Source organism: Roseovarius sp. JB2-10 (genome assembly GCF_055693585.1).
Map to the genome: position 1 here is coordinate 2,198,554 of NZ_CM146337.1, position 24,958 is coordinate 2,223,511.

At 57.6% G+C, this 24,958-nt stretch carries 24 protein-coding genes and 1 riboswitch; of the genes, 16 read left to right on the plus strand and 8 right to left on the minus strand.

Annotated elements, in window-relative coordinates; genetic code table 11:
* Positions 1 to 7: 7 nt before the first annotated feature.
* A riboswitch (SAM riboswitch) is annotated at positions 8 to 86 on the plus strand.
* A gap of 56 nt (positions 87 to 142) precedes the next feature.
* The 5 genes from metZ to ACZ1HJ_RS11090 all read left to right on the plus strand — a co-directional run bounded on the left by metZ (position 143) and on the right by ACZ1HJ_RS11090 (position 6,693).
* Positions 143 to 1,324: an O-succinylhomoserine sulfhydrylase gene (gene metZ, locus ACZ1HJ_RS11070; RefSeq protein WP_472718723.1), complete on the plus strand. Its 1,182-nt coding sequence runs from the start codon at positions 143 to 145 to the stop codon at positions 1,322 to 1,324.
* A gap of 247 nt (positions 1,325 to 1,571) precedes the next feature.
* Entirely contained in the window at positions 1,572 to 2,672 is a 1,101-nt protein-coding gene (gene folE2, locus ACZ1HJ_RS11075) for a GTP cyclohydrolase FolE2 (protein ID WP_472718724.1), read from the plus strand.
* 168 nt (positions 2,673 to 2,840) lie between these two features.
* Positions 2,841 to 3,617, plus strand: a complete 777-nt coding sequence (locus ACZ1HJ_RS11080; protein ID WP_472718725.1) for a hypothetical protein — start codon at positions 2,841 to 2,843, stop codon at positions 3,615 to 3,617.
* 26 nt (positions 3,618 to 3,643) lie between these two features.
* The gene (locus ACZ1HJ_RS11085) at positions 3,644 to 5,092 is read left to right on the plus strand and encodes a TrkH family potassium uptake protein (RefSeq protein WP_472718726.1); all 1,449 of its coding nucleotides are present in this window, start codon (positions 3,644 to 3,646) and stop codon (positions 5,090 to 5,092) included.
* A gap of 2 nt (positions 5,093 to 5,094) precedes the next feature.
* Complete coding sequence (locus tag ACZ1HJ_RS11090) at positions 5,095 to 6,693, plus strand: thiamine pyrophosphate-binding protein (RefSeq protein WP_472718727.1); 1,599 nt, start codon at positions 5,095 to 5,097, stop codon at positions 6,691 to 6,693.
* 13 nt (positions 6,694 to 6,706) lie between these two features.
* Here the strand turns inward: ACZ1HJ_RS11090 and ACZ1HJ_RS11095 are convergent, their stop codons facing one another.
* Complete coding sequence (locus ACZ1HJ_RS11095) at positions 6,707 to 7,429, minus strand: Hint domain-containing protein (RefSeq protein ID WP_472718728.1); 723 nt, start codon at positions 7,427 to 7,429, stop codon at positions 6,707 to 6,709.
* A gap of 251 nt (positions 7,430 to 7,680) precedes the next feature.
* Here ACZ1HJ_RS11095 and ACZ1HJ_RS11100 point away from each other — a divergent pair, with 251 nt between their 5' ends.
* From ACZ1HJ_RS11100 to ACZ1HJ_RS11125, 6 genes are all read left to right on the plus strand, one after another.
* A complete protein-coding gene (locus tag ACZ1HJ_RS11100) occupies positions 7,681 to 8,910 on the plus strand; it encodes an acyl-CoA dehydrogenase family protein (RefSeq protein ID WP_472718729.1) in 1,230 nt (409 codons plus the stop codon).
* A 177-nt stretch (positions 8,911 to 9,087) separates the two neighbouring features.
* Positions 9,088 to 9,720 carry an ATP-dependent Clp protease proteolytic subunit gene (locus ACZ1HJ_RS11105; RefSeq protein ID WP_472718730.1) on the plus strand — a complete coding sequence of 211 codons (633 nt, stop codon included), beginning with the start codon at positions 9,088 to 9,090 and terminating at the stop codon, positions 9,718 to 9,720.
* A gap of 140 nt (positions 9,721 to 9,860) precedes the next feature.
* Positions 9,861 to 11,126 (plus strand): ATP-dependent Clp protease ATP-binding subunit ClpX, encoded by a 1,266-nt coding sequence (gene clpX / locus ACZ1HJ_RS11110; protein ID WP_472718731.1) that lies wholly within the window; start codon positions 9,861 to 9,863, stop codon positions 11,124 to 11,126.
* 177 nt (positions 11,127 to 11,303) lie between these two features.
* Positions 11,304 to 11,687, plus strand: a complete 384-nt coding sequence (locus tag ACZ1HJ_RS11115; protein WP_472718732.1) for an NADH:ubiquinone oxidoreductase subunit NDUFA12 — start codon at positions 11,304 to 11,306, stop codon at positions 11,685 to 11,687.
* 8 nt (positions 11,688 to 11,695) lie between these two features.
* Entirely contained in the window at positions 11,696 to 12,157 is a 462-nt protein-coding gene (gene mlaD / locus ACZ1HJ_RS11120) for an outer membrane lipid asymmetry maintenance protein MlaD (RefSeq protein ID WP_472718733.1), read from the plus strand.
* The gene (locus tag ACZ1HJ_RS11125; protein WP_472718734.1) at positions 12,154 to 12,513 is read left to right on the plus strand and encodes a DUF2155 domain-containing protein; all 360 of its coding nucleotides are present in this window, start codon (positions 12,154 to 12,156) and stop codon (positions 12,511 to 12,513) included. The genes mlaD and ACZ1HJ_RS11125 overlap by 4 nt, the downstream gene beginning before the upstream one ends.
* Here the strand turns inward: ACZ1HJ_RS11125 and aat are convergent.
* The 7 genes from aat to ACZ1HJ_RS11160 form a co-directional block, all read right to left on the minus strand.
* Positions 12,477 to 13,127 carry a leucyl/phenylalanyl-tRNA--protein transferase gene (gene aat, locus ACZ1HJ_RS11130; protein ID WP_472718735.1) on the minus strand — a complete coding sequence of 217 codons (651 nt, stop codon included), beginning with the start codon at positions 13,125 to 13,127 and terminating at the stop codon, positions 12,477 to 12,479. The genes ACZ1HJ_RS11125 and aat overlap by 37 nt on opposite strands.
* Before the next feature lie 21 nt (positions 13,128 to 13,148).
* Positions 13,149 to 14,498, minus strand: a complete 1,350-nt coding sequence (gene accC / locus ACZ1HJ_RS11135; RefSeq protein WP_472718736.1) for an acetyl-CoA carboxylase biotin carboxylase subunit — start codon at positions 14,496 to 14,498, stop codon at positions 13,149 to 13,151.
* A 10-nt stretch (positions 14,499 to 14,508) separates the two neighbouring features.
* A complete protein-coding gene (accB, locus tag ACZ1HJ_RS11140; RefSeq protein WP_472718737.1) occupies positions 14,509 to 15,006 on the minus strand; it encodes an acetyl-CoA carboxylase biotin carboxyl carrier protein in 498 nt (165 codons plus the stop codon).
* Positions 15,007 to 15,176: 170 nt separating this feature from the next.
* Positions 15,177 to 15,719, minus strand: a complete 543-nt coding sequence (locus tag ACZ1HJ_RS11145; protein ID WP_472718738.1) for a LuxR C-terminal-related transcriptional regulator — start codon at positions 15,717 to 15,719, stop codon at positions 15,177 to 15,179.
* A 47-nt stretch (positions 15,720 to 15,766) separates the two neighbouring features.
* The gene (locus tag ACZ1HJ_RS11150; protein ID WP_472718739.1) at positions 15,767 to 16,681 is read right to left on the minus strand and encodes a DMT family transporter; all 915 of its coding nucleotides are present in this window, start codon (positions 16,679 to 16,681) and stop codon (positions 15,767 to 15,769) included.
* Complete coding sequence (locus ACZ1HJ_RS11155; RefSeq protein WP_472718740.1) at positions 16,678 to 17,706, minus strand: DMT family transporter; 1,029 nt, start codon at positions 17,704 to 17,706, stop codon at positions 16,678 to 16,680. Before ACZ1HJ_RS11155 ends, ACZ1HJ_RS11150 begins: the two co-directional genes overlap by 4 nt.
* Before the next feature lie 170 nt (positions 17,707 to 17,876).
* Complete coding sequence (locus ACZ1HJ_RS11160) at positions 17,877 to 18,911, minus strand: LacI family DNA-binding transcriptional regulator (protein WP_472718741.1); 1,035 nt, start codon at positions 18,909 to 18,911, stop codon at positions 17,877 to 17,879.
* A gap of 115 nt (positions 18,912 to 19,026) precedes the next feature.
* On the opposite strand from ACZ1HJ_RS11160, the gene ACZ1HJ_RS11165 reads away from it, so the two are divergent.
* The 5 genes from ACZ1HJ_RS11165 (at position 19,027) to ACZ1HJ_RS11185 (ending at position 24,951) form a co-directional block, all read left to right on the plus strand.
* Positions 19,027 to 20,535 (plus strand): tripartite tricarboxylate transporter permease, encoded by a 1,509-nt coding sequence (locus tag ACZ1HJ_RS11165; protein ID WP_472718742.1) that lies wholly within the window; start codon positions 19,027 to 19,029, stop codon positions 20,533 to 20,535.
* Positions 20,532 to 20,987 carry a tripartite tricarboxylate transporter TctB family protein gene (locus ACZ1HJ_RS11170; RefSeq protein WP_472718743.1) on the plus strand — a complete coding sequence of 152 codons (456 nt, stop codon included), beginning with the start codon at positions 20,532 to 20,534 and terminating at the stop codon, positions 20,985 to 20,987. Before ACZ1HJ_RS11165 ends, ACZ1HJ_RS11170 begins: the two co-directional genes overlap by 4 nt.
* A gap of 39 nt (positions 20,988 to 21,026) precedes the next feature.
* The gene (locus ACZ1HJ_RS11175; protein ID WP_472718744.1) at positions 21,027 to 21,989 is read left to right on the plus strand and encodes a Bug family tripartite tricarboxylate transporter substrate binding protein; all 963 of its coding nucleotides are present in this window, start codon (positions 21,027 to 21,029) and stop codon (positions 21,987 to 21,989) included.
* A 62-nt stretch (positions 21,990 to 22,051) separates the two neighbouring features.
* Positions 22,052 to 23,461 (plus strand): acylating sulfoacetaldehyde dehydrogenase, encoded by a 1,410-nt coding sequence (sauS, locus tag ACZ1HJ_RS11180; RefSeq protein WP_472718745.1) that lies wholly within the window; start codon positions 22,052 to 22,054, stop codon positions 23,459 to 23,461.
* Entirely contained in the window at positions 23,458 to 24,951 is a 1,494-nt protein-coding gene (locus tag ACZ1HJ_RS11185) for an AMP-binding protein (protein WP_472718746.1), read from the plus strand. The genes sauS and ACZ1HJ_RS11185 overlap by 4 nt, the downstream gene beginning before the upstream one ends.
* The last annotated feature ends 7 nt before the right edge of the window (positions 24,952 to 24,958 follow it).

The window sequence follows — 24,958 nt, forward strand, 5'->3', positions numbered from 1 at the left end:
GCGGCTAAACAACCCACGTGGCGATTTGTTACCGGATTGCGGGCCACGTTAAATATCACCGCTAAAGAGGTCAGACGAGGGAACTCCTTTCGCTTGACCGCGACTGGGGTTTTTTTGTGGGCGGCGCGCCCGGAGGACGACGATGGCAGACAAGTGGAAGACACGGACGCAACTGGTTCACGGGGGAACCCGGCGCAGTCAGTATAATGAGGTCAGCGAAGCGATTTTCCTGACCCAGGGGTTTGTCTACGACAATGCAGAAGCTGCGGAAGCGCGGTTTTTGGAGAGTGGCCCGGATGAGTTTATCTATGCCCGCTATGGCAACCCGACGGTCGCGATGTTCGAAGAACGCATTGCGGGCCTTGAGGGGGCTGAAGATGCTTTCGCAACGGCCAGTGGAATGGCGGCCGTCTCGGGTGCACTGACATCCATGTTGGCGGCCGGGGATCATGTCGTTGCCGCCCGTGCACTGTTTGGGTCGTGTCACTACGTGTTGGATGAAATCCTGACCCGCTACGGGGTGGAGGTCACCTTTGTCGACGGTACGGATCTGGACGCATGGCGCGATGCCCTGCGGTCCGACACAAAGCTGGTGTTTTTCGAGACCATCGCCAACCCGACGCTAGAGGTGGTGGATATTCAGGCTGTTGCCGATCTGGCGCATCATGTGGGCGCGCTTGTGGTCGTGGACAACGTCTTTGCCACCCCTGTGTTTTCTCGCGCAATGGAACAGGGCGCGGATGTGGTGGTGTATTCGGCCACGAAACATATCGACGGGCAGGGACGCGCGCTCGGGGGTATCATCCTCGGCAGCCGCGAGTTTATCCGCGGTACCGTTGAGCCCTACATGAAACACACCGGCGGATCGATGTCGCCCTTTACGGCTTGGGTTATGCTCAAGGGATTGGAGACGATTGATCTGCGCGTCAGGGCGCAGGCGGCCTCTGCGCTTGCGTTGGCGGATGCCTTGCAAGGACGCGCAGCATTGACGCGCGTGATTTACCCCGGTCACCCAAGCCATGCGCAACAAGACCTGGTCGCACGCCAGATGGGCAAGGGCGGCACGGTGGTGGCGCTTGAATTGGCGGGCGGAAAAGACGCGGCTTTCCGCTTCATCAACGCCCTCAAAGTCGTGCTGATTTCAAACAATCTGGGCGATGCCAAATCGATCATCACGCATCCGGCAACAACCACACACCAAAGACTGCCCGATGATCAAAAGGTTCTTCTGGGGATCACAGAAGGGCTTATCCGGCTCAGCGTGGGGATCGAAGACACGGATGACTTGATCGAAGACGTGGTTCAGGCACTCGATAGCCTTTGATCGAATTACCCGGTTTCACACGGACGTTTTGGGCGCATAAAGGCGCATGCTTCACGTTCTCATGAAGTTTTGAACAAGGCTGAATCGGGCTTGAAAACAAAGGATATAAGGCCGGCGACACCAAGGCACTACCGCGGCATTTTGGCAAATCCGGCCAATTCGCGTGTTTTCGCGTGAATTCAAACTAAATTTGGTTTTCCCCAAGCCGGGTTATATATCAGCCGGTAGCTACAGCTAAGGATCGACCATGAATATGCAACCCACCGATGTTGACCAGATGCCTCAACGCGATGATGCCGACCGTGCGTTGGCTGTCTTGCGGGAATGGGCACGCAATGCGTCACCGGAAGAAGTGGCTGATCTTGATCCTGCCGTGGCGCGTTTGCTGCCGGAGCAGGAAGTATCGAACTATCCCGCCTTGGCCCGGGCCTACCCCGAAGATTTCACCGTGGATGAGGTCTATCGCGCGTCGCTGCCTGATTTGCAGAACGGACCGAGCTCGCTGATCCGTGGGGCCAAACAGCATCTGCAACATGTCGGGATTTCGAATTTCCGGCTGCCCATCCGGTTCCACACCCGCGACAACGGCGATTTGACGCTGGAAACATCGGTCACGGGGACTGTCAGCCTTGAGGCTGGCAAAAAGGGCATCAACATGTCCCGGATTATGCGATCCTTCTACAAGCACGCAGAAAAAACCTTCAGCTTCGAAGTGATCGAAACTGCGCTCAAGGATTACATCACCGATCTGGACAGTTTTGATGCACGCATTCAGATGCGCTTTTCCTATCCGCTCAAAACCATGTCTTTGCGGTCTGGGTTGGAAGGTTTCCAGTTTTACGACATCGCGATGGAACTGGTTGAGAAAAATGGCGAACAGCGCAAGTTCATGCATCTCGACTATGTCTATTCATCCACATGTCCATGCTCACTGGAGCTGAGTGAACATGCCCGACAAACCCGCGGACAATTGGCGACGCCGCATTCGCAACGGTCGGTTGCACGGTTGTCGGTTGAGGTTCTGGGCACAGAATGCCTGTGGTTTGAGGATCTGATCGAAATGGCCCGTGACGCCGTTGAGACCGAGACACAAGTCATGGTGAAACGCGAGGACGAACAGGCCTTTGCCGAGCTGAACGCGGCCAATCCCATTTTTGTCGAAGATGCCGCACGCCTCTTTTGCGAACGGATGCAGGCGGATGAACGCATCGGGGATTTTCGCGTGATCGCGAGCCATCAGGAGAGCCTGCACAGCCATGACGCGGTAAGTATTTTAACTGATGGCCCCACGTTTTCAGCCGACAGTCTGGACCCCAAACTCTTCAACACTTTGTTCCACGTGGGGTGAATACGCCTGCCTCTGGCACGGGCGTTTGGCTCAATCCTTGGGCATCTAAAGTCATTGGCAAGCGGAAACCTGCGGTTAACTCTTTTTCCGGTTGATCTTGGCCCTGCAAGAATGTGACTCCCGGCATGCGATTACTTCTGCGTCGAGATCAACAATCAGGAATTGCACATGAATTCTCTCGCATCCCAATTTCAAATCTCTGCCGCCGGTTTCCGCCTTGCTGGCTACATGATCGAGAACAACCTGCGGGTGGCTCAGGTCTTTGGCGAAGCAGCCATGACAGCCAATCCGTTTGCCATCCCTTCGGGCATGCGTACCAAACCGCGCGCATCTGAGGCCCCTGCGCGCGCCCGCGCAAACAAACCGCCTGTCGCCAAGCGCACGACCGCTCAAAAAACGGCGGCCAAGCCCGCGCGCACGCAATCAACGGCGGCGAATGCGACCCCGGTCAAGGCACCAATGCCCAAGCCAGTTGCGAAAAAAGCGCAAGTCAAAACCGGTCCGAAGCTTGTGAAAACAACGGCGCCCGCCGCGCCTTCGAAGCCGGACACGCCGAAAGCTGCGAAAGCGCCGGTGGTGGCGAAGACCAAAGCAGCCAAGAAACCCGTTGCAAAGGCGGCGGCCAAACCAGCGGTGAAACGCTCTGCCAAGCCTGCCACGGTGTCACCGGAGTTCAAATCCCGGGTCGCGCGGCCTGACGTCAAATCCGTGACGGCCCCGGTGGCTGCCCCCAAAGCACCTCAGCCCAAGGCACCGGCGAAACCGGCGCAGCCTGAAGCCAAGGTGACCGCTGCGGCCCCTAAAGCATCTGAGGCTGGCGCAAAACGTCACCGGGCGCCGTCAACACCCCCGGACTTCCCAGTTCTCCGAAGACCAAAGCCAAGACCTGAAACAACGCCGGTGCGAAGCAAGGCCTCGCACCGCGCAATCTCGCTTGACACCTGAGCCGCGTGGGGACAACTCTGCGCCTCATGATTGATCTGCGACCTGTCGGATACGTCATCGGTCTGATGGTTACGGCGCTTGGCCTGGCCATGATTTTGCCGATGATGGTGGATATTGCCGAGGGCCGTGGCCATTGGCCGGTCTTTGCCGAAAGTTGCATTCTGACCATCCTCATCGGCGGACTTATGGCTTTGGCCTGCCGCAATGGTGTGAAAGAAGGGCTGACAATCCAGCAGACGTTCTTGCTGACCACCGGTGTCTGGGTTTGTTTGCCCCTGTTCGGGGCCTTGCCATTTTATCTGGGTGCGACGGAAGCGCGGTTCGTCGACGCCATTTTCGAAGCCATGTCAGGGCTGACAACCACCGGTTCTACCGTGCTGTCCGGTCTGGACGAATTGCCGAAGGGTCTGTTGTTGTGGCGCGGCGTGATGCAATGGCTGGGCGGTATTGGTATCATCGTTGTTGCCATGGTTTTCCTGCCGGAATTGCGCGTCGGTGGGATGCAGATTTTCCGAAGCGAAGGCTTTGATACCTTTGGCAAAATTCTACCACGGGCCACTGAGATTTCATCTCGTATCTCGGTAATTTATTTGAGCCTGACGTTGTTTTGCATCCTCAGTTACATTCTGACAGGCATGAACGCGTTTGATGCCACGGTGCATGCGATGACGACGGTCGCCACTGGCGGATTTGCCAATTACGACGCGTCCTTCTCGGCATTTGGGGCCAGCACCGAATACGCAGCCGTAGCGTTCATGATGATTGCCGCATTGCCCTTTGTCCGGTTTGTGCAGATCACGGCAGGCACCGCCAAACCGCTCCTAACCGATCCGCAGGTCAGAGGGTTTTTCGTGACCGCGCTGATGCTGGTTTTGCTCCTCACCCTTTGGCAATTCGTGCAATTGGACACATTGACCGAACCGGTTTTTCGCAAGGTGCTGTTCAACACGGTCTCCATCCTGACTGGAACGGGTTACGCAAGCGATGACTATATGCAATGGGGCGCATTCCCGATTGCCTTGCTGTTTTTTGTGGGCCTGATCGGTGGCTGTGCGGGGTCAACCGCCTGTTCGATAAAGATTTTCCGCTACCAATTGCTCTTTGCCTCCATCGGGGCGCAACTGCGCCGGATACGTTCGCCCAATGGCGTGTTTACCCCCCGCTATCAGGGCCGCGCGATCAGCGACGATGTCCTGAATTCGGTGATGTCCTTCTTCGTGTTTTTCGTGGTCACATTGGGCGTGATTGCTGTGGTTCTTGGCCTGACGGGCCTGGACTTCACCACCTCAGTCTCCGGGGCCGCCGCCGCTTTGGCAAATATCGGGCCAGGCCTTGGCGATACGATAGGACCGGCTGGTAACTTTTCGTCGTTGAACGACACGGCGAAATGGGTTTTGACGGCTGCAATGTTGATCGGACGGCTGGAACTGCTGGCGGTCTATGCCATTTTCACCATGGCGTTCTGGAGAGCGTAACAATGTCGAAATCGTCGGAAAATCGCCCTTTGGGCGCGCAAATCTCGCACATGCTGAAGGCGCGGGGGGTGAACACCATATTCGGGATACCAGGCGTGCATAATCAGGAGATGTATCGCGGCATCGAAGAGGCGGGCATCACCCATGTTTTGGCGCGGCACGAACAGGGCGCTGGCTTTATGGCGGATGGCTATGCGCGGGCGACTGGCACACCCGGTGTTGCATATGTGATCACCGGGCCCGGGGTCTGCAACGTGATGACGCCGATGGGGCAGGCTTATTCCGATTCCGTGCCGGTGCTCGTGATCTCGTCATGTCTTGACGAAACGGCCGCAACCCGCGGTCAATTGCATCAGATGCACGATCAGGAAGCCGCTGCGGCAACGGTTTGTGATTGGTCTTACACCGCAAGAACGCCCGAGGCGGTTTACACTTTGGTTGATCGCGCCCTGACCGAATTTAAATCGGCGCGCCCCAGAACAAAGCATATTCAGGTGCCAATCTCGGCATTGGAAGCATCCGCACCCGGTTTTCCCTGCGTGGCGACACAAGAAGACTATGGCATTGAGCGCCGAATGGATCTGTCGCATCTGGCGGCGACCTTGCAAGACGCCAGACGACCGCTGTTTGTTTTTGGCGGCGGTGCAACATCACGGGCCTGCAGCACATTGGCTGGGGAATTGGTCAATAAATTGCAAGCCGCTGTGTTTACGACCTATGCCGGACGTGGGTGTATCGCCGACAGCTATGAATTGAATTTTGGCAGCTACCTTGCCCGGCCGTCGTCGTTCGACGAATTGGCTAAGGCGGATTTGGTCGTAGTGATCGGATCGGAACTGTCGGAGAACGATTTGTGGCGCAGCCAATTGGGTCAAACCTGCAAGATGGTGCGTGTGGATCGGGATCCCGAGGTTTTGGCGGATTGGCATAATGCCGATTGGCGCATTCTGGCGGACGCCGCGGACGTGTTGCGGGCGTTACGTGACGGCACGACAGGCAAGACGACATCCGAGTGGACTGCCAAGGAAGTTGCAGATGCCCGCGCCCGGTGGAAGTCCGAAGTTGAGGCCGAGCGGCCCGGCATTATCCGTATCTGCGAGGCGTTGCGCGGCGCACTGCCAGACGACGCGATGTATTTCTCCGATATGACGCAGTTTGCTTATGTCGCGCTGGAAACATGGGACATGCCGCGCCCCGGGCATTGGCATCATCCTTATGGGTTTGGCACCCTGGGGTATGCCCTACCTGCCGCCATCGGCGGCGCGGTTGCGCGACCAGACAGCCCGACAGTTTGTATTGCGGGTGACTACGGCTTTCAGTTTACGCTTCAGGAGTTGGGTGTTGCCGTGGAGCTGGGATTGCCGTTGCCGATTTTGCTATGGGACAATGGCAAACTGAAAGAGATTGAAGACAGCATGGTTGGGGCCCAGATTGCGCCAAACGCCGTGATTGCCCGAAATCCTGACTTTTGTGCCTTGGCGGAGGCCTATGGGGCCTATTCAGCACATCCCAAAACCCTTGAGGCGCTTTGTACTGCGACGCGTGATGCATTCAAGGCCGACGGCCCGACACTGATCTACATGACCCCGGATATGACCTGAACTCAGAGCGCGCTCAGGCGCACAGCAAGCGGAGTTGTTCCGGGCTCAGACAGGTTCGGGCCAGGCTTTGCACCTGCGCGTCGGGATTCGATGCGATCTGAGGAAAAATCTCAGAAATTGCGGTGTTTTGCTCTTTCAAAAGGGCAGTAACTGTAGGACGCCCCAGGTAGAAGCTTTCCGACCACAAATTATCCGACAGGATGATTTCATGCTGGTCAAAAAGCACATGAATGTAGGTCAGGTAATGGGGGATGACGCACATCACGCCGGGACGACCGACCAGGGCGCTTGCCTCGATCAATGCCTCTGTTTCGCCCGTGACGGACAAATACGTTTGATCCGTGGTCAAGACACGGTGGCGTGGCGAAACGATCATGTCACGTTCAGGACGTCCGGACCCCAGGGCACCCGCGCGGATCAGAACGGGTAGTGAATTTGGCGTGTTAGGAACATTTGTGCAGGATACGTGCCGTTGTCCCAACCAGCGGATTGGTTGAAAGCCACGATCCCGCGTCAGGACCCGATCACCGATCACTAAATCCTCGACGGCTTTCAGGCCGTGAAGCGTTACAATCCCTGTGCCGGGCGTGAAACAGGTGATCGCCTGAATGTCGCGAGACGACGTTAACGATTGCGGCAAAGCGAGGCCGGATACGGAAGATTCACCAATTTTATGCACTTGGGCATTTGGCGTTTGGGGCGATTCGAAATCGCTATTGATACTAGGAACCTGCATGGTTTGTCCTGTAACTCGTTCAAATAAAACACAAATCCGCCGTTTTGAGTGGAAGACACCAAACACTGGCATCTAAGGCGAACTCAGGAGAGTATCGTTGAAATTTATGGCCGGACTGTGTGGATTTAGCGGTCAGGTTTTGACAATTTTACAAAAATGCAACCTGCAGCCATACAGGTCGACGCGGGATGACGCATCAAAGGTGAGTGAGCGCGGGCTATTGTGCTGGCTGGGAAAAAGGACGGGCGGACATGAATTTTGAGATAAGGCCGGAAATCAAGGCGTTACTGGCCAGAGTGTCCGCCATGGTGCGCGATGACATCATGCCGTTGGAGGCCGAATATCATGCCGAGATAGAAAAGGGTGATCGCTGGCAATTCACAACGCGGCAACGCGACATACTGGAGGGGTTGAAAGCGCAGGCCCGCGAGAAAGGGCTTTGGAATTTCTGGCTGACGGACAGTGATCGCGGCATCGGTTTGAGTACGGTGGAATATGCCTATTTCGCCGAAGAAATGGGCCGGACGCCGATGGGGGCCGAGGTTTTTAACTGCAACGCGCCGGATACGGGCAATATGGAGGTTTTCGAACGCTACGGCAGCGAAGACATGAAAACCCGCTGGCTCGCGCCTTTGTTGGCCGGCGATATCCGCAGCGCGTATTTGATGACTGAACCGGATGTGGCCAGCTCGGATGCCACCAACATCGCCATGTCCTGCGTACGGGACGGAAGTGAGTATGTTCTGAACGGACAGAAATGGTGGGCGACGGGTGCCGGTGACCCCCGCTGTGCCGTTTATATCGTGATGGTGCGCACAGGCGGTGAAGACGCGCCCAAGCATCAGCGCCATTCTATGATTGTGGTGCCTGCTGACACACCGGGCATCGAAAAACTGCGCCCCATGGAAGTGTATGGCGGTGATGACGCGCCCCATGGGCATATGCATTTCCGATTTACGGAAGTACGCGTTCCTGCGGAAAACATGCTGTTGGGAGAAGGGCGCGGATTCGAGATTGCACAAGGCCGGTTGGGGCCGGGTCGGATCCATCACTGTATGCGCGCGATCGGACAGGCGGAAACGGCGTTGGAGCTTATGTGTCGTCGTTCACTTCACCGTGAGGCTTTTGGCAAGAAAGTCGCCCAGCTGGGAGCGAATTTCGACATTATCGCGCAGGCCCGGATGGACATCGAACAGGCGCGCTTGTTGTGTCTCAAAGCGGCATGGATGATGGATCAGGGAGATGCGCGCGCTGCGGCACCTTGGATCAGCCAGATCAAAGTTGTGGCCCCGCTGATGGCTCTGAAGGTCATCGACGAAGCAATTCAGATGTTTGGGGCGCAAGGGATCAGTCAGGACGTGCCGCTGGCTGCAATGTGGACACATGTCCGGACGTTAAGATTGGCAGATGGCCCCGACGCGGTGCATCGCCGGCAAGTGGCGCGGGCCGAATTGCGCAAATACACGCAGGAAAAGCTGTGAATTCCAGTCGTTATCGTCAATGGATGAATGCCGGGCCGTGCCTGATGCAGAAACTGTTAACGATTGGTTGATATATCAAAACGATGCACCACCCCTTGCAGCCCCTTGGGCGCAACACTAAGACTCCTTTAGGACATGATCTCTAAAGATCGCACAGACAGCAGCAGGCAGGCGGATATGAACGACCCATTTGAGACATATATGAACACGCTCGTGCCCATGGTGGTTGAACAAACCAGCCGTGGCGAACGGGCCTATGACATCTTTTCGCGCCTCCTGAAGGAGCGGATTATTTTCCTCAACGGTCCGGTGCATGACGGCATGTCCAGTCTGATCGTGGCGCAGCTCCTGCACCTCGAGGCGGAAAACCCGTCCAAGGAAATTTCCATGTATATCAACAGCCCTGGCGGCGTAGTGACCAGCGGCCTGTCGATCTACGATACGATGCAATACATCAAACCCAAGGTCAGCACGCTGGTTATCGGGCAGGCCGCCAGCATGGGGTCGCTCCTGTTGACCGCAGGCGAAAAAGGTATGCGCTTTTCGCTGCCCAACAGCCGCGTGATGGTGCACCAGCCCTCTGGTGGGTATCAGGGCCAAGCGACGGACATCATGATCCATGCCGAAGAAACGCTGAAACTCAAAAAACGTTTGAATGAGATCTACGTCAAACACACCGGTCAAACGTTGAAAAAAGTCGAAGAGGCGCTGGAGCGCGATAACTTCATGTCGCCTGAGGATGCGAAAGCCTGGGGTTTGATAGATGAGATCGTCGAAAACAGGGTCAAATCCGACGATGATGAAAAATAAGTTAACGGCCCGGTCCCACACCGGGCTGTGACATTTTGAGATTGTGGACCCGAAGTTGCTGGCCTAAGCTGTCTGCGACAAAAGGATCAAACGGTCAGTAAGTTGGCCATAATTGCAGTTCGGACCCTGAAAGGTACGTCATGGCGAATAGTTCCGGCGGTGACAGCAAAAACACTCTCTACTGCAGCTTTTGCGGCAAAAGCCAGCATGAGGTGCGTAAGCTGATCGCAGGGCCAACGGTCTTTATCTGCGATGAGTGTGTCGAGCTTTGCATGGACATCATTCGCGAAGAGACCAAAAGTGCGGGCTTGAAATCCAGCGAGGGCGTCCCGACGCCGCGCGAAATCTGCGAAGTTCTGGACGATTATGTGATTGGCCAGGCAATGGCCAAACGCGTGTTGAGCGTTGCGGTACACAATCACTACAAACGTCTGAACCATTCCGGCAAAGCCGGTGAGGTTGAGTTGCAAAAATCCAATATCCTGCTGATCGGCCCAACCGGCTGCGGCAAGACATTGCTGGCCCAAACGCTCGCCCGTATTCTGGATGTGCCCTTCACGATGGCCGATGCCACCACATTGACCGAAGCCGGTTATGTGGGTGAAGACGTTGAAAACATCATCCTCAAACTGCTGCAATCCAGCGAATACAATGTGGAACGTGCGCAGCGTGGCATCGTGTACATCGATGAGGTCGACAAAATCACCCGCAAGTCCGAGAACCCATCGATCACACGGGACGTATCGGGTGAGGGCGTGCAGCAGGCGCTGCTCAAACTCATGGAAGGTACTGTTGCGGCGGTGCCGCCTCAGGGTGGGCGCAAACATCCGCAACAGGAATTCCTGCAGGTGGATACCACCAACATTCTGTTCATCTGTGGTGGCGCGTTTGCGGGCCTCGACAAAATTATCGCACAGCGCGGCAAGGGCAGCGCAATGGGCTTTGGCGCGGATGTGCGCGATGAGGATGACCGCGGCGTAGGCGAAGTGTTCAAAGACCTTGAGCCGGAAGACTTGCTGAAATTCGGTCTGATCCCGGAATTCGTGGGACGTTTGCCCGTGATTGCGACGCTTGAAGATCTGGATGAAGATGCGCTGGTGACCATCCTGACCCAGCCCAAGAACGCGCTGGTCAAGCAATACCAACGTCTCTTCGAATTGGAAGATGCGCAGTTGAGCTTCACCGATGACGCGCTGAGCGCGATCGCAAAACGCGCCATCGGCCGCAAGACGGGTGCACGTGGTCTTCGCTCAATTCTCGAGGATATCCTGCTCGACACGATGTTCGATCTGCCAGGCATGGAAAACGTTGCAGAGGTTGTGGTCAACGAAGAGGCCGTGAGCGCAGATGCTAATCCGCTGATGATCTATTCTGATCCCAAGAAGGAAGAGGCAAGCGCGGGCTAAACGGCCCGCTATTGCGTTGCGTTCCAAGAGACATCTGCTGAAACCCGCTGATGTGGCACTATGTGCCGCAGGTTTAAGTCTGAACCGGTCCGCAAGATCGTTTGGATAAGGGTCGGTAGCACTGGACCTTTCCCCCTATTTGCGCCATATCAGAGGGTGAGAAAACCGGAGAACCTGATGGGCATTCTGAGCACACTTCTGCGCGCCGCGACCTGGTGGAATGGGCAAACGCTCAACACCCAGCTTTATACGTGGCGCAAGGGTGTCAAAGTGGGCGAAGACGAGCAGGGCAACATTTTTTATCGCACGCGAGATGACAAACGCCGTTGGGTGATTTTCAACGGCGAATGCGAAGCTAGCCGGGTCAGTCCGGATTGGCACGGTTGGCTGCATCACACCTTTGCCGAGCCGCCCACTGAAAAACCATTGGCGCGCAAGGCCTGGGAAAAAGACCACGAAGAAAACCAAACGGGCACAGCCTTGGCCTATGCGCCTGCGGGGTCGATCCGGCGCGGGGCCCCTGCGGACCGCCGCGACTACGAAGCGTGGACACCTGAGTAGGCCATTAAATGTCTGAAAATGCTACAGAAGTTGTTGTTGGCGGCGCAGTTCTTGCGGTGGCCATCGGGTTTTTGGTCTATGCGGGCCAGATTACCGGTCTTTCCGGCGGCGGTACGGAATACGAGCTCTCTGCCAGTTTTCGTAGCGCTGATGGCATTAACGTCGGCACCGACGTTCGTTTGGCGGGCGTAAAAGTTGGTCGTGTGACCAGCATCGAGCTCGACCCCGAAACCTATCGCGCATCGGCTGTTTTCAGTGTGAAAGACGGGATTGAAGTGCCGGATGATAGCGCCGTTGCGATCTCATCCGAGGGGTTGTTGGGCGGCAATTACGTTGAGGTATTGCCAGGCGGTTCGCCGTTTTTTCTGGAACCCGGTACCGAAATTGAATTCACCCAAGGGTCGATCAGCCTTGTATCGCTTCTGATGAAATTCGTCGCAGGTGACGAAGAAGAAGGATCGGCGGAATGAAACCCTGGCCGCTGGCGCTTGCACTGGGCATATGGGCGGGCGCATCAGCAGGGCAACAGGTTGTGGCACAAGGCTCCGGCGTCGTGCTGCGCGGTCTCGACAAGGTGGACGGCGATGTTCAGGACGTCTCTTTGTCCAATGGGCAGAGCACCGTATTCGGCAGGCTGAATGTGGAATTGCGCGAATGCCGCTATTCCGAAGGAACCTCGGTTGATGCCTACGCATTTTTGACGATCAGGGATGTGCAAAGCCAAAATGTGGTTTTTGAAGGCTGGATGGTTGCCTCTTCGCCGGCGCTGAATGCGCTGGAACATCCACGTTACGATGTCTGGGTGCTTCGCTGCAAAACCAGCTGAGGGTCGCAACACAGCGGTTGAGAGTTAATGTCCGCCGAAATCTGCAACGCTTCCTGCAATAATACATGATAGGCCGCGCGACTGATTTCCGTGGCACCCAGTGATTGCAAATGCGGCGTGATGAATTGCGTGTCAAAGAGCACGTAGCCGCAGCGCTTCAGGTGGTCCACCAGATGCGCAAGGGCGAGCTTCGAGGCATCCGTGCGGCGTGAAAACATGCTTTCCCCAAAAAACGCCCCACCAATCGCAACGCCATACACGCCACCGGTCAAACCGCCGTCGTGCCGAATTTCCAACGAATGGGCGTAGCCCATCGCATGAAGCTTGGCATAGAGGTCACGGATTTCCGCGTTGATCCAGGTTTCGTCGCGATCCGCACACGCATCTACGACCCCCAGAAAATCCACATTCAAGTCAACCTGATATGATGCGCGTTTGATGTTTCGGATCAACGACCGGGACAGATGAAACCCGTTCAGAGGCAAAACACCCCGTCTGCGTGGATCAACCCAAAAGACATCCGGATCATCCCGGCTTTCAGCCATTGGAAAGACGCCTTGTGTGTAGGCGCGCAGCAGGATTTCGGGGGTCAGATCAAACTCCGGGTCATCCATATCGCCCGGCGCACCCCGTGCTTAGTCCTGAAGGTTCGTTTCCAACCATTTTTCAAGCCAATGAATGTTGTAATTGCCGCTCTGGACATCGGGCTCTTGGAGCAGCGCATGAAACAGCGGCACGGTTGTGTCGACGCCGTCCACAATCAATTCACCCAAGGCACGATTGAGGCGCGTCAACGCACTTTCGCGGTCCCGGCCATGCACAATCAGCTTGCCTATCAAACTGTCGTAATGGGGCGGGATCGAATAGCCATCGTAAAGCGCTGAATCCATCCGCACGCCCAATCCACCCGGCGCATGGAAATGCGTGATCCGACCGGGGCGTGGGGCAAATTCCGGCAGTTTTTCCGCGTTGATACGAACTTCGATCGCATGGCCGTTGATGCGCAGGTCGTCTTGCGAAAACGACATCGGCAGGCCCTCGGCCACGCGGATTTGTTCGCGCACAAGATCAACGCCATAGATGGCCTCGGTCACAGGGTGTTCAACCTGCAGGCGCGTGTTCATTTCGATGAAATGGAATTCGCCATTTTCGTAGAGAAATTCGATTGTGCCTGCACCTGCGTAATCTATGCGGGCCACGGCGTCGGCGCAGACCTTGCCGATCCTGTCACGCTCTTCGGGTGAGATGCAGGGACCGGGGGCCTCTTCAAAGACTTTCTGGTGGCGGCGCTGAAGCGAACAGTCCCGCTCGCCCAAATGCACGGCCTTGCCCTTACCATCGCCAAAAACCTGAATTTCGATGTGGCGCGGTGTGGTCAGGTATTTCTCGATATAGACTTCATCATTGCCAAAGGCCGCCTTGCCTTCGGAGCGCGCGGTCATGAAGGCATGTTCCATCTCGTCTTCATCCAAGGCCACTTTCATGCCCCGGCCACCGCCACCCGCGGTCGCCTTGATGATGACGGGATATCCCATTTCCTTGCCAAGCTTCTTGGCTTCGGCCAGCGTCGGTACGCCACCATCAGACCCCGGAACACATGGCACACCAAGGTTCTTCATCGTGTCCTTGGCGGTAATCTTGTCGCCCATGACGCGGATATGCTCTGCCGTGGGGCCAATAAAGGTCAGGTCATGATCTTCGACGATTTGCACGAAATTGGCATTTTCACTCAAAAAGCCGTAGCCGGGATGAATGGCCTGTGCGCCGGTCACTTCGCATGCGGCGATGATCGAGGGGATAGACAGATAGCTTTCAGCCCCCGGAGGCGGGCCGATGCACACGCTTTCGTCGGCCATGCGCACATGCATTGCGTCGCTGTCGGCGGTGGAATGCACCGCAACCGAGGCAATGCCCATTTCGCGGGCAGCGCGGATCACGCGAAGGGCGATTTCGCCCCGGTTGGCCACAAGGATCTTTTCGAACATGGGTCGGCCCTTATTCGATGATCATCAGCGGCGATCCGTATTCGACCGTCGCGCCGTCATCCACCAGAATGCGTTTGACCACGCCGCTGCGCATGGCCGGAATGTGGTTCATTGTTTTCATCGCTTCGATGATCAGCAATGTGTCGCCTTCGCTGACTGTCTGTCCCACGCTGACAAAAGAAGGCGCGCCAGGCTCGGCTTGCATGTAAACCGTGCCGACCATGGGCGATGTCACCGCACCGGGGTGATCGGCGGGATCCTCCGCGTCGTTTCCGGCATCGGCCGGCGCTGATGAAGCTGCGGCGACTGGTGCGGATGCGGCAGGTGCGGCCGCCATTTGCACAGGGGCGGCGGCGACAACTTCCTGCCGGCGACTGACCCGGACATTCAGACTGTCGGCATCACCGTATTCGCGCTTGACCTGCAATTCCGTCAGATCGTTTTCGTTCAGCATTTCCGCCAGCGCTTTGATAAAGGCGACGTCATCTTCGTGGTTTTTCTTCGACATCAGTGTCCTCGGCCAGTTGCGGTCATTCCCATCAGGCGGGCCACCGCGTTGTTTTTCGCCGCTTATAGGCCAAGCGAGGGCGCGATAAAAGCGGGCAATTGCAAAGCAAAATGGGGTATCTTTCGGTAAATTGCGAGGGGAGATACGAAATTCTTTCCCCTACGTCAGGATTAGAGGGGCATCCCCGATAATTTTGCCACCAGTTCGGCCAGTTTCCGGGCCTGAAATTTTTTCAGTAATCGGGCCCGGTGGACTTCGATGGTGCGGTAGGAAAGACCAAGTTCCAGCCCGATTTCCTTGGAGGTCATGCCGCGGCAGGTCAGAATGGCAACTTCGCGTTCGCGCCGGGTCAGGCTGACCACCGGGCGTTCCTCCGACAGATCAGCAAATGACCAGACCCCTTGCGAAAATGGGTCTTCCGGCGAGAGGGACTGCCCCCGGACCCGGCACCAGAAGAGCTGCCCGTTGCGGCGTTTCATGATGCGCTCGTCCTCATAGCGCCCGGTTTCACGCATGGCCAACAGCACGCGTTCGCCAATCCTGTGATATTCTTCGATCGAGGGGTAAAAATGCGCAATCGGCGTGTTGATGAAATCCGCTTGAACCCCGTTGAACGTGGTGGCGAACATGTGATTGCAATCGCGGATGATCCGGTTTTCGAGAAGAGCCAGGCCAATTGGCGCAAGATCAAAGGCAACGTCTTTTTGTATCATGACACCTTATGCCCCGATCCTGCTGCTGCGCCAAGCAACAGGATCCGTCAGACAAAAGTTACCGGTGGTTTGCGTCGGGCCCCTAGGATGGCGTTGCCCGCCAGTGCCAACAGCAGAATCGCGCCACCGGCCATGGTAAAGAGCGTTGCGGTCTCGCCGAGGATCAACCAGACCCATAGCGGTGCAAGGACAACTTCGGCCAACGACAAAAGGGTCAGTTCGGCCGCCGGGACGGTTTTGGACCCGATTGTGTAGAGCACCAACCCCGCGCCCACTTGGAAAATGCCCATGCACATGGCCACTGCGCTGTCATTCGGGGTCAACACCAGCGGCAGGTTCAGGCTCAGGCAGATCGCCCCCATGATCACGATCGCAAACAGGCCAGACAGGAAAACGGCCGGTAGCATTTCCCCCGATTTCCCCCACCGCAAGGTGATGGTGAACACTGCAAACCCAAGTGCTGATCCGAGTGCTGCCAGGTTCCCGATCATCGCGCCGCTGCCGGATTTGTCCCAGACCATCACGCCAATCCCAAGACAAGCCACAAGGATGGCAAGCCAGGTATGCGATCGCACCCGTTCACGCAGGATCAAAAGGCCGAGGATCGCGGCCATGAACGGTGCGGTCGCAAAAAGCAGCATGGCATTGGCGACCGATGTGGATTGGATCGCATAAATCCCGCCTGCATATGCCGCAACCAGTGCAAGGCCGCCGATGATGCCGGGCATGCCGGTACGCTGCGCCAGGCGAAACGGGTTTTGGCCCGTGCGCCACCGGATCACAACGTAGAGCAATGCCGAGAGGGCGAAAGACCGGTAAAACAGGATTTGCCAGACCGAGGCTTCCTCGATCAGGCGAATACCAAGGCCGATGGTTGACCAGAAGACGCCCGCCAGAAACACGAAAAACATGCCGCGCCGGTCATACCCGCCCGCAGCGAGAGGTTGGGCCACATCACTCATAGCGGGCTGTCCTCGTCAACGCTTTGCGGTGTCATCGGATTGCCCGGGGCAAACACGGTTTCGGCGACGACGGGTTGATCATCGGTATAACGTGCGGCGCGCAATTCGCGGTACCCCAGATAAAGCCCGCTGAGGATGATCAAGCTCATCCCGATCAGCGTGGCCACGGGTGGCACCTCATCCCACAGCACATAGGCCAGAACCACGGCCATCGGCAGATATGTATAATCGAACGGCGCAATGAACCCGGCATTGGCGACCTGATAGGCCCGTGACAGGAAAAGATACCCGGCCATTCCGACAGCCCCCAGAAGTACCAATTGCGGTGCGTCTGACAGGGCTTCGAGCGGGAAGTCCCATCGCAGGTGATGGAATTCCGGGCCAACATCCACGATCTGGTTCAAAGACCAGCCCATCAGCAGGATCATCGGTGCCGCCGGGGCCAGCGTGTAAAGCCCAAGGGTCAGGGTTGATTCCCTGTCGCCGATATGGCGCGCCAAGATCTGGCCAAATGCATAGGCCAATGCACACATCAATGGCAGGACCGCGACCCATGTAAATGCGTCGCTCGTGGGGTTCATGGCAATCAAAACCCCGACAAAGCCGACGGCCAGAGCCGCAATCCGGTGCGGGCCGATGGTTTCTTTTAACAGGATTGATGCCAGAAGCGCCGTCAGCAGCGGCGCAGAGAAGAAAATCGTCGTGACCTCGGCAAGCCCCATGAACGGAAAGGCCGCGTAAAAGAGTGAAAACCCAAGCGCGAACAGGGCGGCGCGCAGCAAATGCAGCGGCCAAAGTGGTGTCAGGAGCCGATGTGGCGCGCCCAGGGCGACGATGATTGGCGTTAGCACCAGGATTGCGACCAGCGACCGGATGCAGATCAACATCCAGACCGGGTAGAGCGCCAAAAGCGATTTCATCATGGCGTCCTGCACCACGAAAAACAGCATGCCGATTTCGATGCAAATCAGCCCATGGATCGTGCGCGACGGCGCCGATGGCGTATCCGGTGTGGAGGTAGACATCACTGCGGTCCGGTGTGTTGGAGGGGGCGGGGAATACCGCCCATTGCCCAGAGCGTGGCGCGGAAACCGGCATTCTTCTCGCTTATTTGCGACAGCGTGTCGCCTTCAGAACGATGTGGACATCCGGGACGCATTTAAGGCGCTGTACTAAAACAATTATTTGTTGCTGTTCAGTGGGTGATGCTGATCGGGGCCGTGGTGCAACGGATAACGCAAGCCAGATCGCATTTCAGGCGCCGGATTTCGGTTTCGCCTGACGTAATCATGCGCGTGAAATTCTGCCCGGCCAATGTCCCAATATCCTGAGCGGGGATGCTGATGGTTGTCAGCGCGGGCTCCAGATCTTCCGAGCCTTTGAAATTCCCGATCCCGATGATCGAAATGTCGTCCGGCACTTTCAGACCCGCCTTTTGCGCCCCGTAGAGAGCCCCCTGGGCGATGACGTCATTGCCGCAGAGCAACGCTGTCGGGTGTGGATGCTCGCTCAACAAGTCAAGCGTCGCGCGTTTGGCCTGCGCGATGGAGTAGGGGGCTTCTGATCGCCAGCGGTCGGTGATCGAGATGCCATGCGCTTCTACCACTTCAACGGCGCCCTGAAGGCGCTCGCGGGCCCGGTCATTACCCGTGGTCTGGGGAAAGATCAGCCCGATGTCACGGTGCCCGAGCGACAAGAGATGCTGCGCCGCCATGCGCCCGGCCTCAAGGTTATCGGCGCCGACGCAGGACATCGGAGCCTCCGGGCTGTGGTTCCAGATGGCGATGGCAGGGATGCCTTGTTGTTCGATCAGGTTGAAACTGGCTTCGGTGTGCTCCAGCCCGATCAACGCAATGCCATCCACCCGGTGTTCCAGCAATTTGCGCATCATCGCATATTCCCGGTCGAGATCGTAGCCATGTGAGGCAATCAGCAGCGTAAAACCCGCCGCATCAATGGCATCCGAAAAGGATTGAATCACTTCGGAAAAGATCGTGTGGTTGATGGTGGGCACGATCAGCCCGATTGTACCGCTGCGCCGCCCATGCATGGTCTGGGCCGCACGATTGCGGATGTAGCCCAGTTTTTCGACCGCCCGATTGATCTTCTTGCGAGTCGCCGGATTGACCAGATCAGGGTGATTGAAGCTGCGAGAGACGGTGGAGGCCGACACACGCGCAGCCTTTGCCACAGCGACAATATCGGCTTTTATCTTTTTTGTATCAGGCATTTAATCGTCAAAATTCCTAATTTTATGAAAACATTTGCAATACTATTTTCATCGCTTACCCTGATTTGTCAATCAAGGTGCCCCTGGGGAGAGGGGCGCGGTGGGAGGGGACCAGATGGAATTCATCTATTACTTCGGCAATGTCTTCGAACCGGTATCCTTTTTGCTGCTGTTGGTGGGCACAATCGGCGGATTGATCCTCGGCGCGACGCCGGGATTGTCTCCGACAATGGCAGTGGCACTACTCATTCCTTTCACCTTCCATCTTGAGGCCGTGCAGGGCCTGATCCTTCTGGGAGCGGCCTACACCTCAACCGTGGCCGGGGGGGCGGTCAGCGCAATCCTGCTGAAAATTCCCGGCGCGCCTGCGAATATCGCCACCACGCTCGACGGCCATACGATGGCCAAGAAGGGCGAAGGCGCGCGGGCATTGCAGCTGTCGTTCCTGGCCTCTGCGGTGGGTGGCATCTTTGGCGTTCTGCTCCTGATTTTCCTGACGCCGTTGCTGGCGAAATGGGCGCTGGCATTTGGGCCCTCGCACCTCTTCTGGCTGGCCATTCTGGGCGTGACCATCATCGGCTCGCTCGACAGCGCGTCGGTGGTCAAAGGGCTCTTGTCCGGCTGCATTGGCCTCTGGCTCGCCACCATCGGATTTGACGACATCATGGGCGCGCAGCGGTTCATCTTCCACCCGTCGCTCGGCGGTGGCATCAACATCATCGCGGCGCTGATTGGCCTCTTTGCCATCCCGCAGGTTCTGACGATGTTCGCCAAGGGGCGGCGCAACGACAATATCGAGGTGATCGAGGTCAAAAAGCACGCCATTGGCGATGCGATCAAAGAGCTTTTCAGCCGCAAACGCGCCATGGCCATCGGCACCGCTGTGGGCTCGATCATCGGCCTCATCCCCGGCGTTGGCGGGCAGATCGCAGGGCTTGTGGCTTATGACCAAACCAAGAAATTCAGCGCGGAACGCGACAAGTTCGGCACCGGTCATTCCGAAGGTGTGATTGCCGCCGAAAGCGCCAATAACGCGATGGTTGGGCCCAGCCTCGTGCCCCTGCTTACACTGTCCATCCCCGGCTCGCCCACGGCGGCGGTTCTGCTCGGCGGCTTGCTGATCCACGGGATTTTCCCGGGCACGGATCTTTTTGACAATCACCCGGATGTCGCCTGGACATTCATCAATTCCATGCTGATCGGGCAGGTTCTGATGTGCCTCTTTGGCCTCTACGTGGCGGGTCTGGCCGCCAAGGTCGCGCAGGTGCCGCAATGCGTGATGGCCGCCGTGGTTCTGGGTCTGTCGGTCTTTGGCGCCTATTCGGTGCAAAGCTCAATGGGTGATGTCTATGTCATGGCCAGCTTGGGCGTGATGATGTTCTTCCTCGAACGGTTCGGATTTTCCGCGGCTCCGCTCGTGTTAGGCCTGATCCTCGGGCCGATTGCCGAGGCGAACTTCATCCAGGGCAGCATGATCGCGAATGCCACAGACGGCATGGGCACCTATTTCCTGGGCGGCGCGTTGAACATCGTTCTGATTGCCATCGTGATCGCCTCCATCGCCTATTCCGTGGTGATGGAGCTGCGCCAGAACCGGGCCCAAACAGGGGAGGCACCCGCATGAGCCGCACACAGCATATCATCCCGTCGGGTATCGTCTTTGCCGTTGGTTGCTGGATCGCCTGGGTCAGCTACACGCAACAGCCCGCCGATGCGTTCCTCTTTCCGCGCCTGATTTCGACCGCTTTTGTGGCGCTCGCCGGGTGGACGTTTTTCAAGGCGCTGATGGGCTGGTCCAAGGTGGGCAGCGGCATATCTGCCCAAATGGCGATAAACCTTGCGCCGGGGCTGATCGTGTCGCTGATCTATGTGTTCTGGCTCGCCAAGGCGCTGGGCTTTTACACGGCCACGACGTTGGCATTCTTTGTTCTGCTGTCGCTTTACGATCCTGCGCCGCATAATGAGGTCAAAAGCTGGATCAAACGGGCAATCATCACGGCCTGCTTCATCGCGGTGATGTATGCGGTCTTCGGGCTTCTGCTCAAGGTCTATACGCCGCGCGAAATACTGTTCTAAACAACCAAGAAAACCAGAGTTCCAAGGGAGGAAACGACAATGAAGAAACTACTGGCAGGGGTCGCCATGACCCTGATGGCCCTGGGTGGCAGCGCCGCCGTGGCCCAAGATTACCCGGACCGACCGATCATGATGATGGTCAGCTATGGCGCGGGGGGTGCAACGGACTTTCAGGCGCGTATCGTGACCATGACGGCGGGCAATGAGGATGCGCTTGGCATGCCAATCGCCATCATCAACAAGCCGGGCGCCGGTGGGCGCGTGGGCTGGAACTGGTTTGCCACGCAAGCCGAGAGTGACGGCTACACACTGGCCGCCTACAACATCCCGCATTTCATCGCCCAGTCGATCAAGGGCGGCGTGGAATATTCCGCCGACAGCTTTGAGCCGATTGCCAACTGGGGCGCGGACCCGGCGGTATTCGTTGTAGCCGCAGACAGTGAGATGGGGTCGATGGACGACGCCGTGGCCTTTGCCAAGGAAAACCCCGGCAAGCTCACGTTTTCAGGCGCAGGTCTGTTCGTGGGTCACCACATCGCAGCGTTGCAGCTTGAAAAAGCAGCAGGCGTGAAAATGGCTTATATCCCGACCAAGGGCGGCGGTGCTGCGGCGATGAAAGCCGTGATCGCGGGTGAAGTGATGGCGGGTGTCAACAATCTCAGCGATGCGTTCCGCGCGCAGCAGGCGGGCAACGTCAAGATCCTTGGCGTGTTTGATCTGGAGCGCAATGAGTTCCTGCCAGACGTGCCAACGATGAAAGAGCAGGGTCTTGATATCGACAATGCCAGCGTGAACTTTCGCGGTGTGATGGTGCCCAAGGGCACGCCACAGGAAATCATCGACAAACTGTCGGCCACTGTGCCCGAAATGTTTGCCAATGACCGGGTTGCGAAAAAGATGAAAGCCGGCGGATCGCCCATGCACATCATGACCCGCGAAGAGGTGCAGGCCATGTGGGCCGCGCGTCAGGAAACGCTTGCGGAACTGCTTGCAGGCCTCTGAAACAAAACGCAAAACTGGAAGGGGCGGCATCCGCCCTTTCCCCAACCAGATAGGATATTCCCATGAACGCCCAGGACGATCTTGCCAGTGTTGATCAAGTCATGGCCCGTGCGCGTGCCGCGCAAAAGGCCTATGAAAAAGATGCCACTCAGGAACGCTATGACACCGCCGCCGCCGCGGCCGGTTGGGCCATCATGGAACCCGCCCGCAACAAGGCTCTGGCCGAGCTGGCGGTCAAGACAACGGGCTTGGGCAATGTGCCCGACAAGATTACCAAGAACCACCGCAAGACGCTTGGCCTGATGCGCGATATCGCCGATGCCAAGACGTGTGGCGTGATCGAGGATGATCCGGCCACCGGCATCACCAAAATTGCACGTCCCGTGGGGGTGATCGGCGCGGTTGTACCGTCGACCAACCCGGCGGCGACGCCTGCGAACAACATCATCAATGCGCTCAAATGCGGCAATGCGATTGTGCTCTCGCCGTCGCCCAAGGGGATTCCGAGCTGTGAATTGCTGCTGCGCTACATCTATGCCGAGTTCGACAAGATCGGGCTCGATCATGATCTGGTCCAGATGGTCCCGGCGCCGGGGTCCAAGGCCAAAACCCAACGCATGCTCGAAGCTGCAGATTTACTTGTCGTCACCGGCAGTCAGGACAACGTGCGCCGCGCCTATACCAGCGGCACGCCCGCCGTGGCCGTGGGGGCAGGCAACGTCACCGTGATCGTGGATGAGACTGCGGATTTGAGCGCCGCCGCGGCCAAGATCGCGGCCTCCAAGTGTTTTGACAACGCGACCTCCTGCTCGTCCGAAAATGAAATCGTGGTGGTCGATGCGATCTATGATGAATTCGTAGCGGCCTTGGCGAAGAAGGGCGGCGCGCTGGTCCCTGCGTCCAATGCGGACGGGATTATTGCCAAGCTTTGGCCCGACGGGCATTTGAACCGCGCTGTGATCGCGCAGGATGCGGCCCCGATGCTTGAGGCGCTGGATATGGCGGGCAAAGTTCCGGCGGACACAAAATTCCTGGCGGTGGAAACCGATGGCATCGGCCCGGAACATCCGCTCTCAGGCGAAAAGCTGAGCCGGGTTGCGGCCCTTTATCGGGCGCGCGATTTTGCCGATGCGCAATCCATTGCGGCGCGCATTCTGAGCCATATGGGGGCGGGGCACTCGATTGGCCTGCATTCCAAGGATGACAGCCGCGCCATGGCTCTGGGGGCCGCGATCCCGACCTGCCGCGTGATCGTTAATCAGGCGCATTGCTTTGCCACAGGTGGTGCGTTCAACAACGGCATGCCGTTTTCGCTCAGCATGGGCTGTGGCACTTGGGGCGGCAATTCGATTGATGACAACCTGCATTGGCGCCATTTCATGCAGACAACCAAAGTGATCCGCGAAATTCCATCGCGTGAGCCAGCGGTTGAAGATATCTTTGCATCCTATTGGGATCATGTGGGAAAATGAAGTTTTCCCCGGATACCCCGCCGGCGGGCACGCTGCGCGATTGGATCGATCACCGCGCAAATTGGGGTGGCACGGCCTTTGTCTTTCCTGAAGGAGAGGAAGACCTGAGTTGGGCTGACTTGCGCGATACTGCTGCCCGCATCGCAGGCGCTCTGACGGCGCGTGGCATCTCGCATGGCGAAAGCGTTGCGATCATGATGCCCAACGGGCGGGCGGCAGTCGAATGCCTTTTTGGGGCGCTCTATGGCGGGTTCCGCGCCACGATGATCAATCTTGTCGCCGGGCAGGAGGCCATCGCTTATGCGCTGGAGCACTCAGAAAGCCGGTTTGCCTTTGTGGGCGACGGCCAGATGGAGATGTTCGAGGCGGCCTCTGGTGGACGGATTGCGCGACTGGACGCAGGTGAAGCTGACAGCGCCGAATTGCACGCGGTCATGCCGGGTGATCATGCACTTTTGATGTACACATCTGGCACCACGGGTCGTCCCAAGGGCGTGGTACACACACAATCGAGCCTGTTGGCCGGCGGCTGGACCACTGCTGTGGCCCATGCGCTGACGTCTGAGGATCGTGGGTTTTGCGTGCTGCCCATCTGTCATATCAACGGGCTCTGCGTCACGGTCATGGGGGCGTTGGTCTCGGGCGGGTCGCTCGCGATGTGCCCCAAGTTTTCCGCCAGCCGGTTTTGGGCGAACGCCGCGCGCACCGGCGCCACGTGGTTTTCTGTGGTGCCCACGATCATTTCGCACCTGCTGCATTCCGATCTCAATCCCGATGCTGCGACCAAGGCCCGGCTAAGATTTGGTCGCTCAGCCTCATCCCCACTGTCACCGGACGTCCAGACCGCGTTCGAGACGCGATTTGGCGTGCCGATTGTCGAAACCATGGGGCTGACAGAGACCGCAGCCCAGATCCTGTCCAACCCGCTGCCGCCCGGTGTGCGGAAAATCGGGTCACCGGGCATCGCCTACGGCAACGAAGTACGTATTCTCGCCCCGAATTTTGCCGCCATGCCTGTTGGGCAGGAAGGCGAAGTGGCCGTGCGGGGCCCGAATGTGATGCTTGAATACCTGAAAAACCCGGAAGCCACGCGCGATACATTCACGCCTGATGGCTGGCTGCGCACCGGCGATCTGGGACGCATGGACGGCGATGGGTATCTGTTCATTACCGGGCGGCTCAAGGAGTTGATCATCAAGGGTGGCGAAAACATCGCCCCGCGCGAAATTGACGAGGCGCTTTATTCGCACCCCGACGTGATCGAAGCGGCGGCCTTTTCACGCCCTTGCAACAGCTACGGCGAGCGTATCGAGGCGGCGGTCAAGGTCGACGCGGCCTCGTCTCTTTCAGAGGCTGAGCTGATGGCTATTTGTTTGAAAAAACTGGGAAAATTCAAATGCCCAGACCACATCCATTTTCTGGATGACCTTCCCAAGGGCCCTTCGGGAAAAATCCAGCGGCGGCTCTTGTCAGAAATGGGGTCCGCCTGAACTGAAC

Excerpts from the sequence above, each read along its gene's own strand:
- ACZ1HJ_RS11090 (WP_472718727.1), top strand. The coding sequence starts at position 5,095 with ATGTCGAAATCGTCGGAAAATCGCCCTTTGGGCGCGCAAATCTCGCAC.
- ACZ1HJ_RS11185 (WP_472718746.1), top strand. The coding sequence starts at position 23,458 with ATGAAGTTTTCCCCGGATACCCCGCCGGCGGGCACGCTGCGCGATTGG.
- ACZ1HJ_RS11125 (WP_472718734.1), top strand. The coding sequence starts at position 12,154 with ATGAAACCCTGGCCGCTGGCGCTTGCACTGGGCATATGGGCGGGCGCA.
- ACZ1HJ_RS11080 (WP_472718725.1), top strand. The coding sequence starts at position 2,841 with ATGAATTCTCTCGCATCCCAATTTCAAATCTCTGCCGCCGGTTTCCGC.
- accB (WP_472718737.1), bottom strand. The coding sequence starts at position 15,006 with ATGTCGAAGAAAAACCACGAAGATGACGTCGCCTTTATCAAAGCGCTG.
- clpX (WP_472718731.1), top strand. The coding sequence starts at position 9,861 with ATGGCGAATAGTTCCGGCGGTGACAGCAAAAACACTCTCTACTGCAGC.
- ACZ1HJ_RS11170 (WP_472718743.1), top strand. The coding sequence starts at position 20,532 with ATGAGCCGCACACAGCATATCATCCCGTCGGGTATCGTCTTTGCCGTT.
- ACZ1HJ_RS11085 (WP_472718726.1), top strand. The coding sequence starts at position 3,644 with ATGATTGATCTGCGACCTGTCGGATACGTCATCGGTCTGATGGTTACG.
- metZ (WP_472718723.1), top strand. The coding sequence starts at position 143 with ATGGCAGACAAGTGGAAGACACGGACGCAACTGGTTCACGGGGGAACC.
- ACZ1HJ_RS11165 (WP_472718742.1), top strand. The coding sequence starts at position 19,027 with ATGGAATTCATCTATTACTTCGGCAATGTCTTCGAACCGGTATCCTTT.
- ACZ1HJ_RS11095 (WP_472718728.1), bottom strand. The coding sequence starts at position 7,429 with ATGCAGGTTCCTAGTATCAATAGCGATTTCGAATCGCCCCAAACGCCA.
- folE2 (WP_472718724.1), top strand. The coding sequence starts at position 1,572 with ATGAATATGCAACCCACCGATGTTGACCAGATGCCTCAACGCGATGAT.
- mlaD (WP_472718733.1), top strand. The coding sequence starts at position 11,696 with ATGTCTGAAAATGCTACAGAAGTTGTTGTTGGCGGCGCAGTTCTTGCG.
- ACZ1HJ_RS11150 (WP_472718739.1), bottom strand. The coding sequence starts at position 16,681 with ATGAGTGATGTGGCCCAACCTCTCGCTGCGGGCGGGTATGACCGGCGC.
- ACZ1HJ_RS11145 (WP_472718738.1), bottom strand. The coding sequence starts at position 15,719 with ATGATACAAAAAGACGTTGCCTTTGATCTTGCGCCAATTGGCCTGGCT.
- aat (WP_472718735.1), bottom strand. The coding sequence starts at position 13,127 with ATGGATGACCCGGAGTTTGATCTGACCCCCGAAATCCTGCTGCGCGCC.
- sauS (WP_472718745.1), top strand. The coding sequence starts at position 22,052 with ATGAACGCCCAGGACGATCTTGCCAGTGTTGATCAAGTCATGGCCCGT.
- accC (WP_472718736.1), bottom strand. The coding sequence starts at position 14,498 with ATGTTCGAAAAGATCCTTGTGGCCAACCGGGGCGAAATCGCCCTTCGC.
- ACZ1HJ_RS11175 (WP_472718744.1), top strand. The coding sequence starts at position 21,027 with ATGAAGAAACTACTGGCAGGGGTCGCCATGACCCTGATGGCCCTGGGT.
- ACZ1HJ_RS11155 (WP_472718740.1), bottom strand. The coding sequence starts at position 17,706 with ATGTCTACCTCCACACCGGATACGCCATCGGCGCCGTCGCGCACGATC.
- ACZ1HJ_RS11115 (WP_472718732.1), top strand. The coding sequence starts at position 11,304 with ATGGGCATTCTGAGCACACTTCTGCGCGCCGCGACCTGGTGGAATGGG.
- ACZ1HJ_RS11100 (WP_472718729.1), top strand. The coding sequence starts at position 7,681 with ATGAATTTTGAGATAAGGCCGGAAATCAAGGCGTTACTGGCCAGAGTG.
- ACZ1HJ_RS11105 (WP_472718730.1), top strand. The coding sequence starts at position 9,088 with ATGAACGACCCATTTGAGACATATATGAACACGCTCGTGCCCATGGTG.
- ACZ1HJ_RS11160 (WP_472718741.1), bottom strand. The coding sequence starts at position 18,911 with ATGCCTGATACAAAAAAGATAAAAGCCGATATTGTCGCTGTGGCAAAG.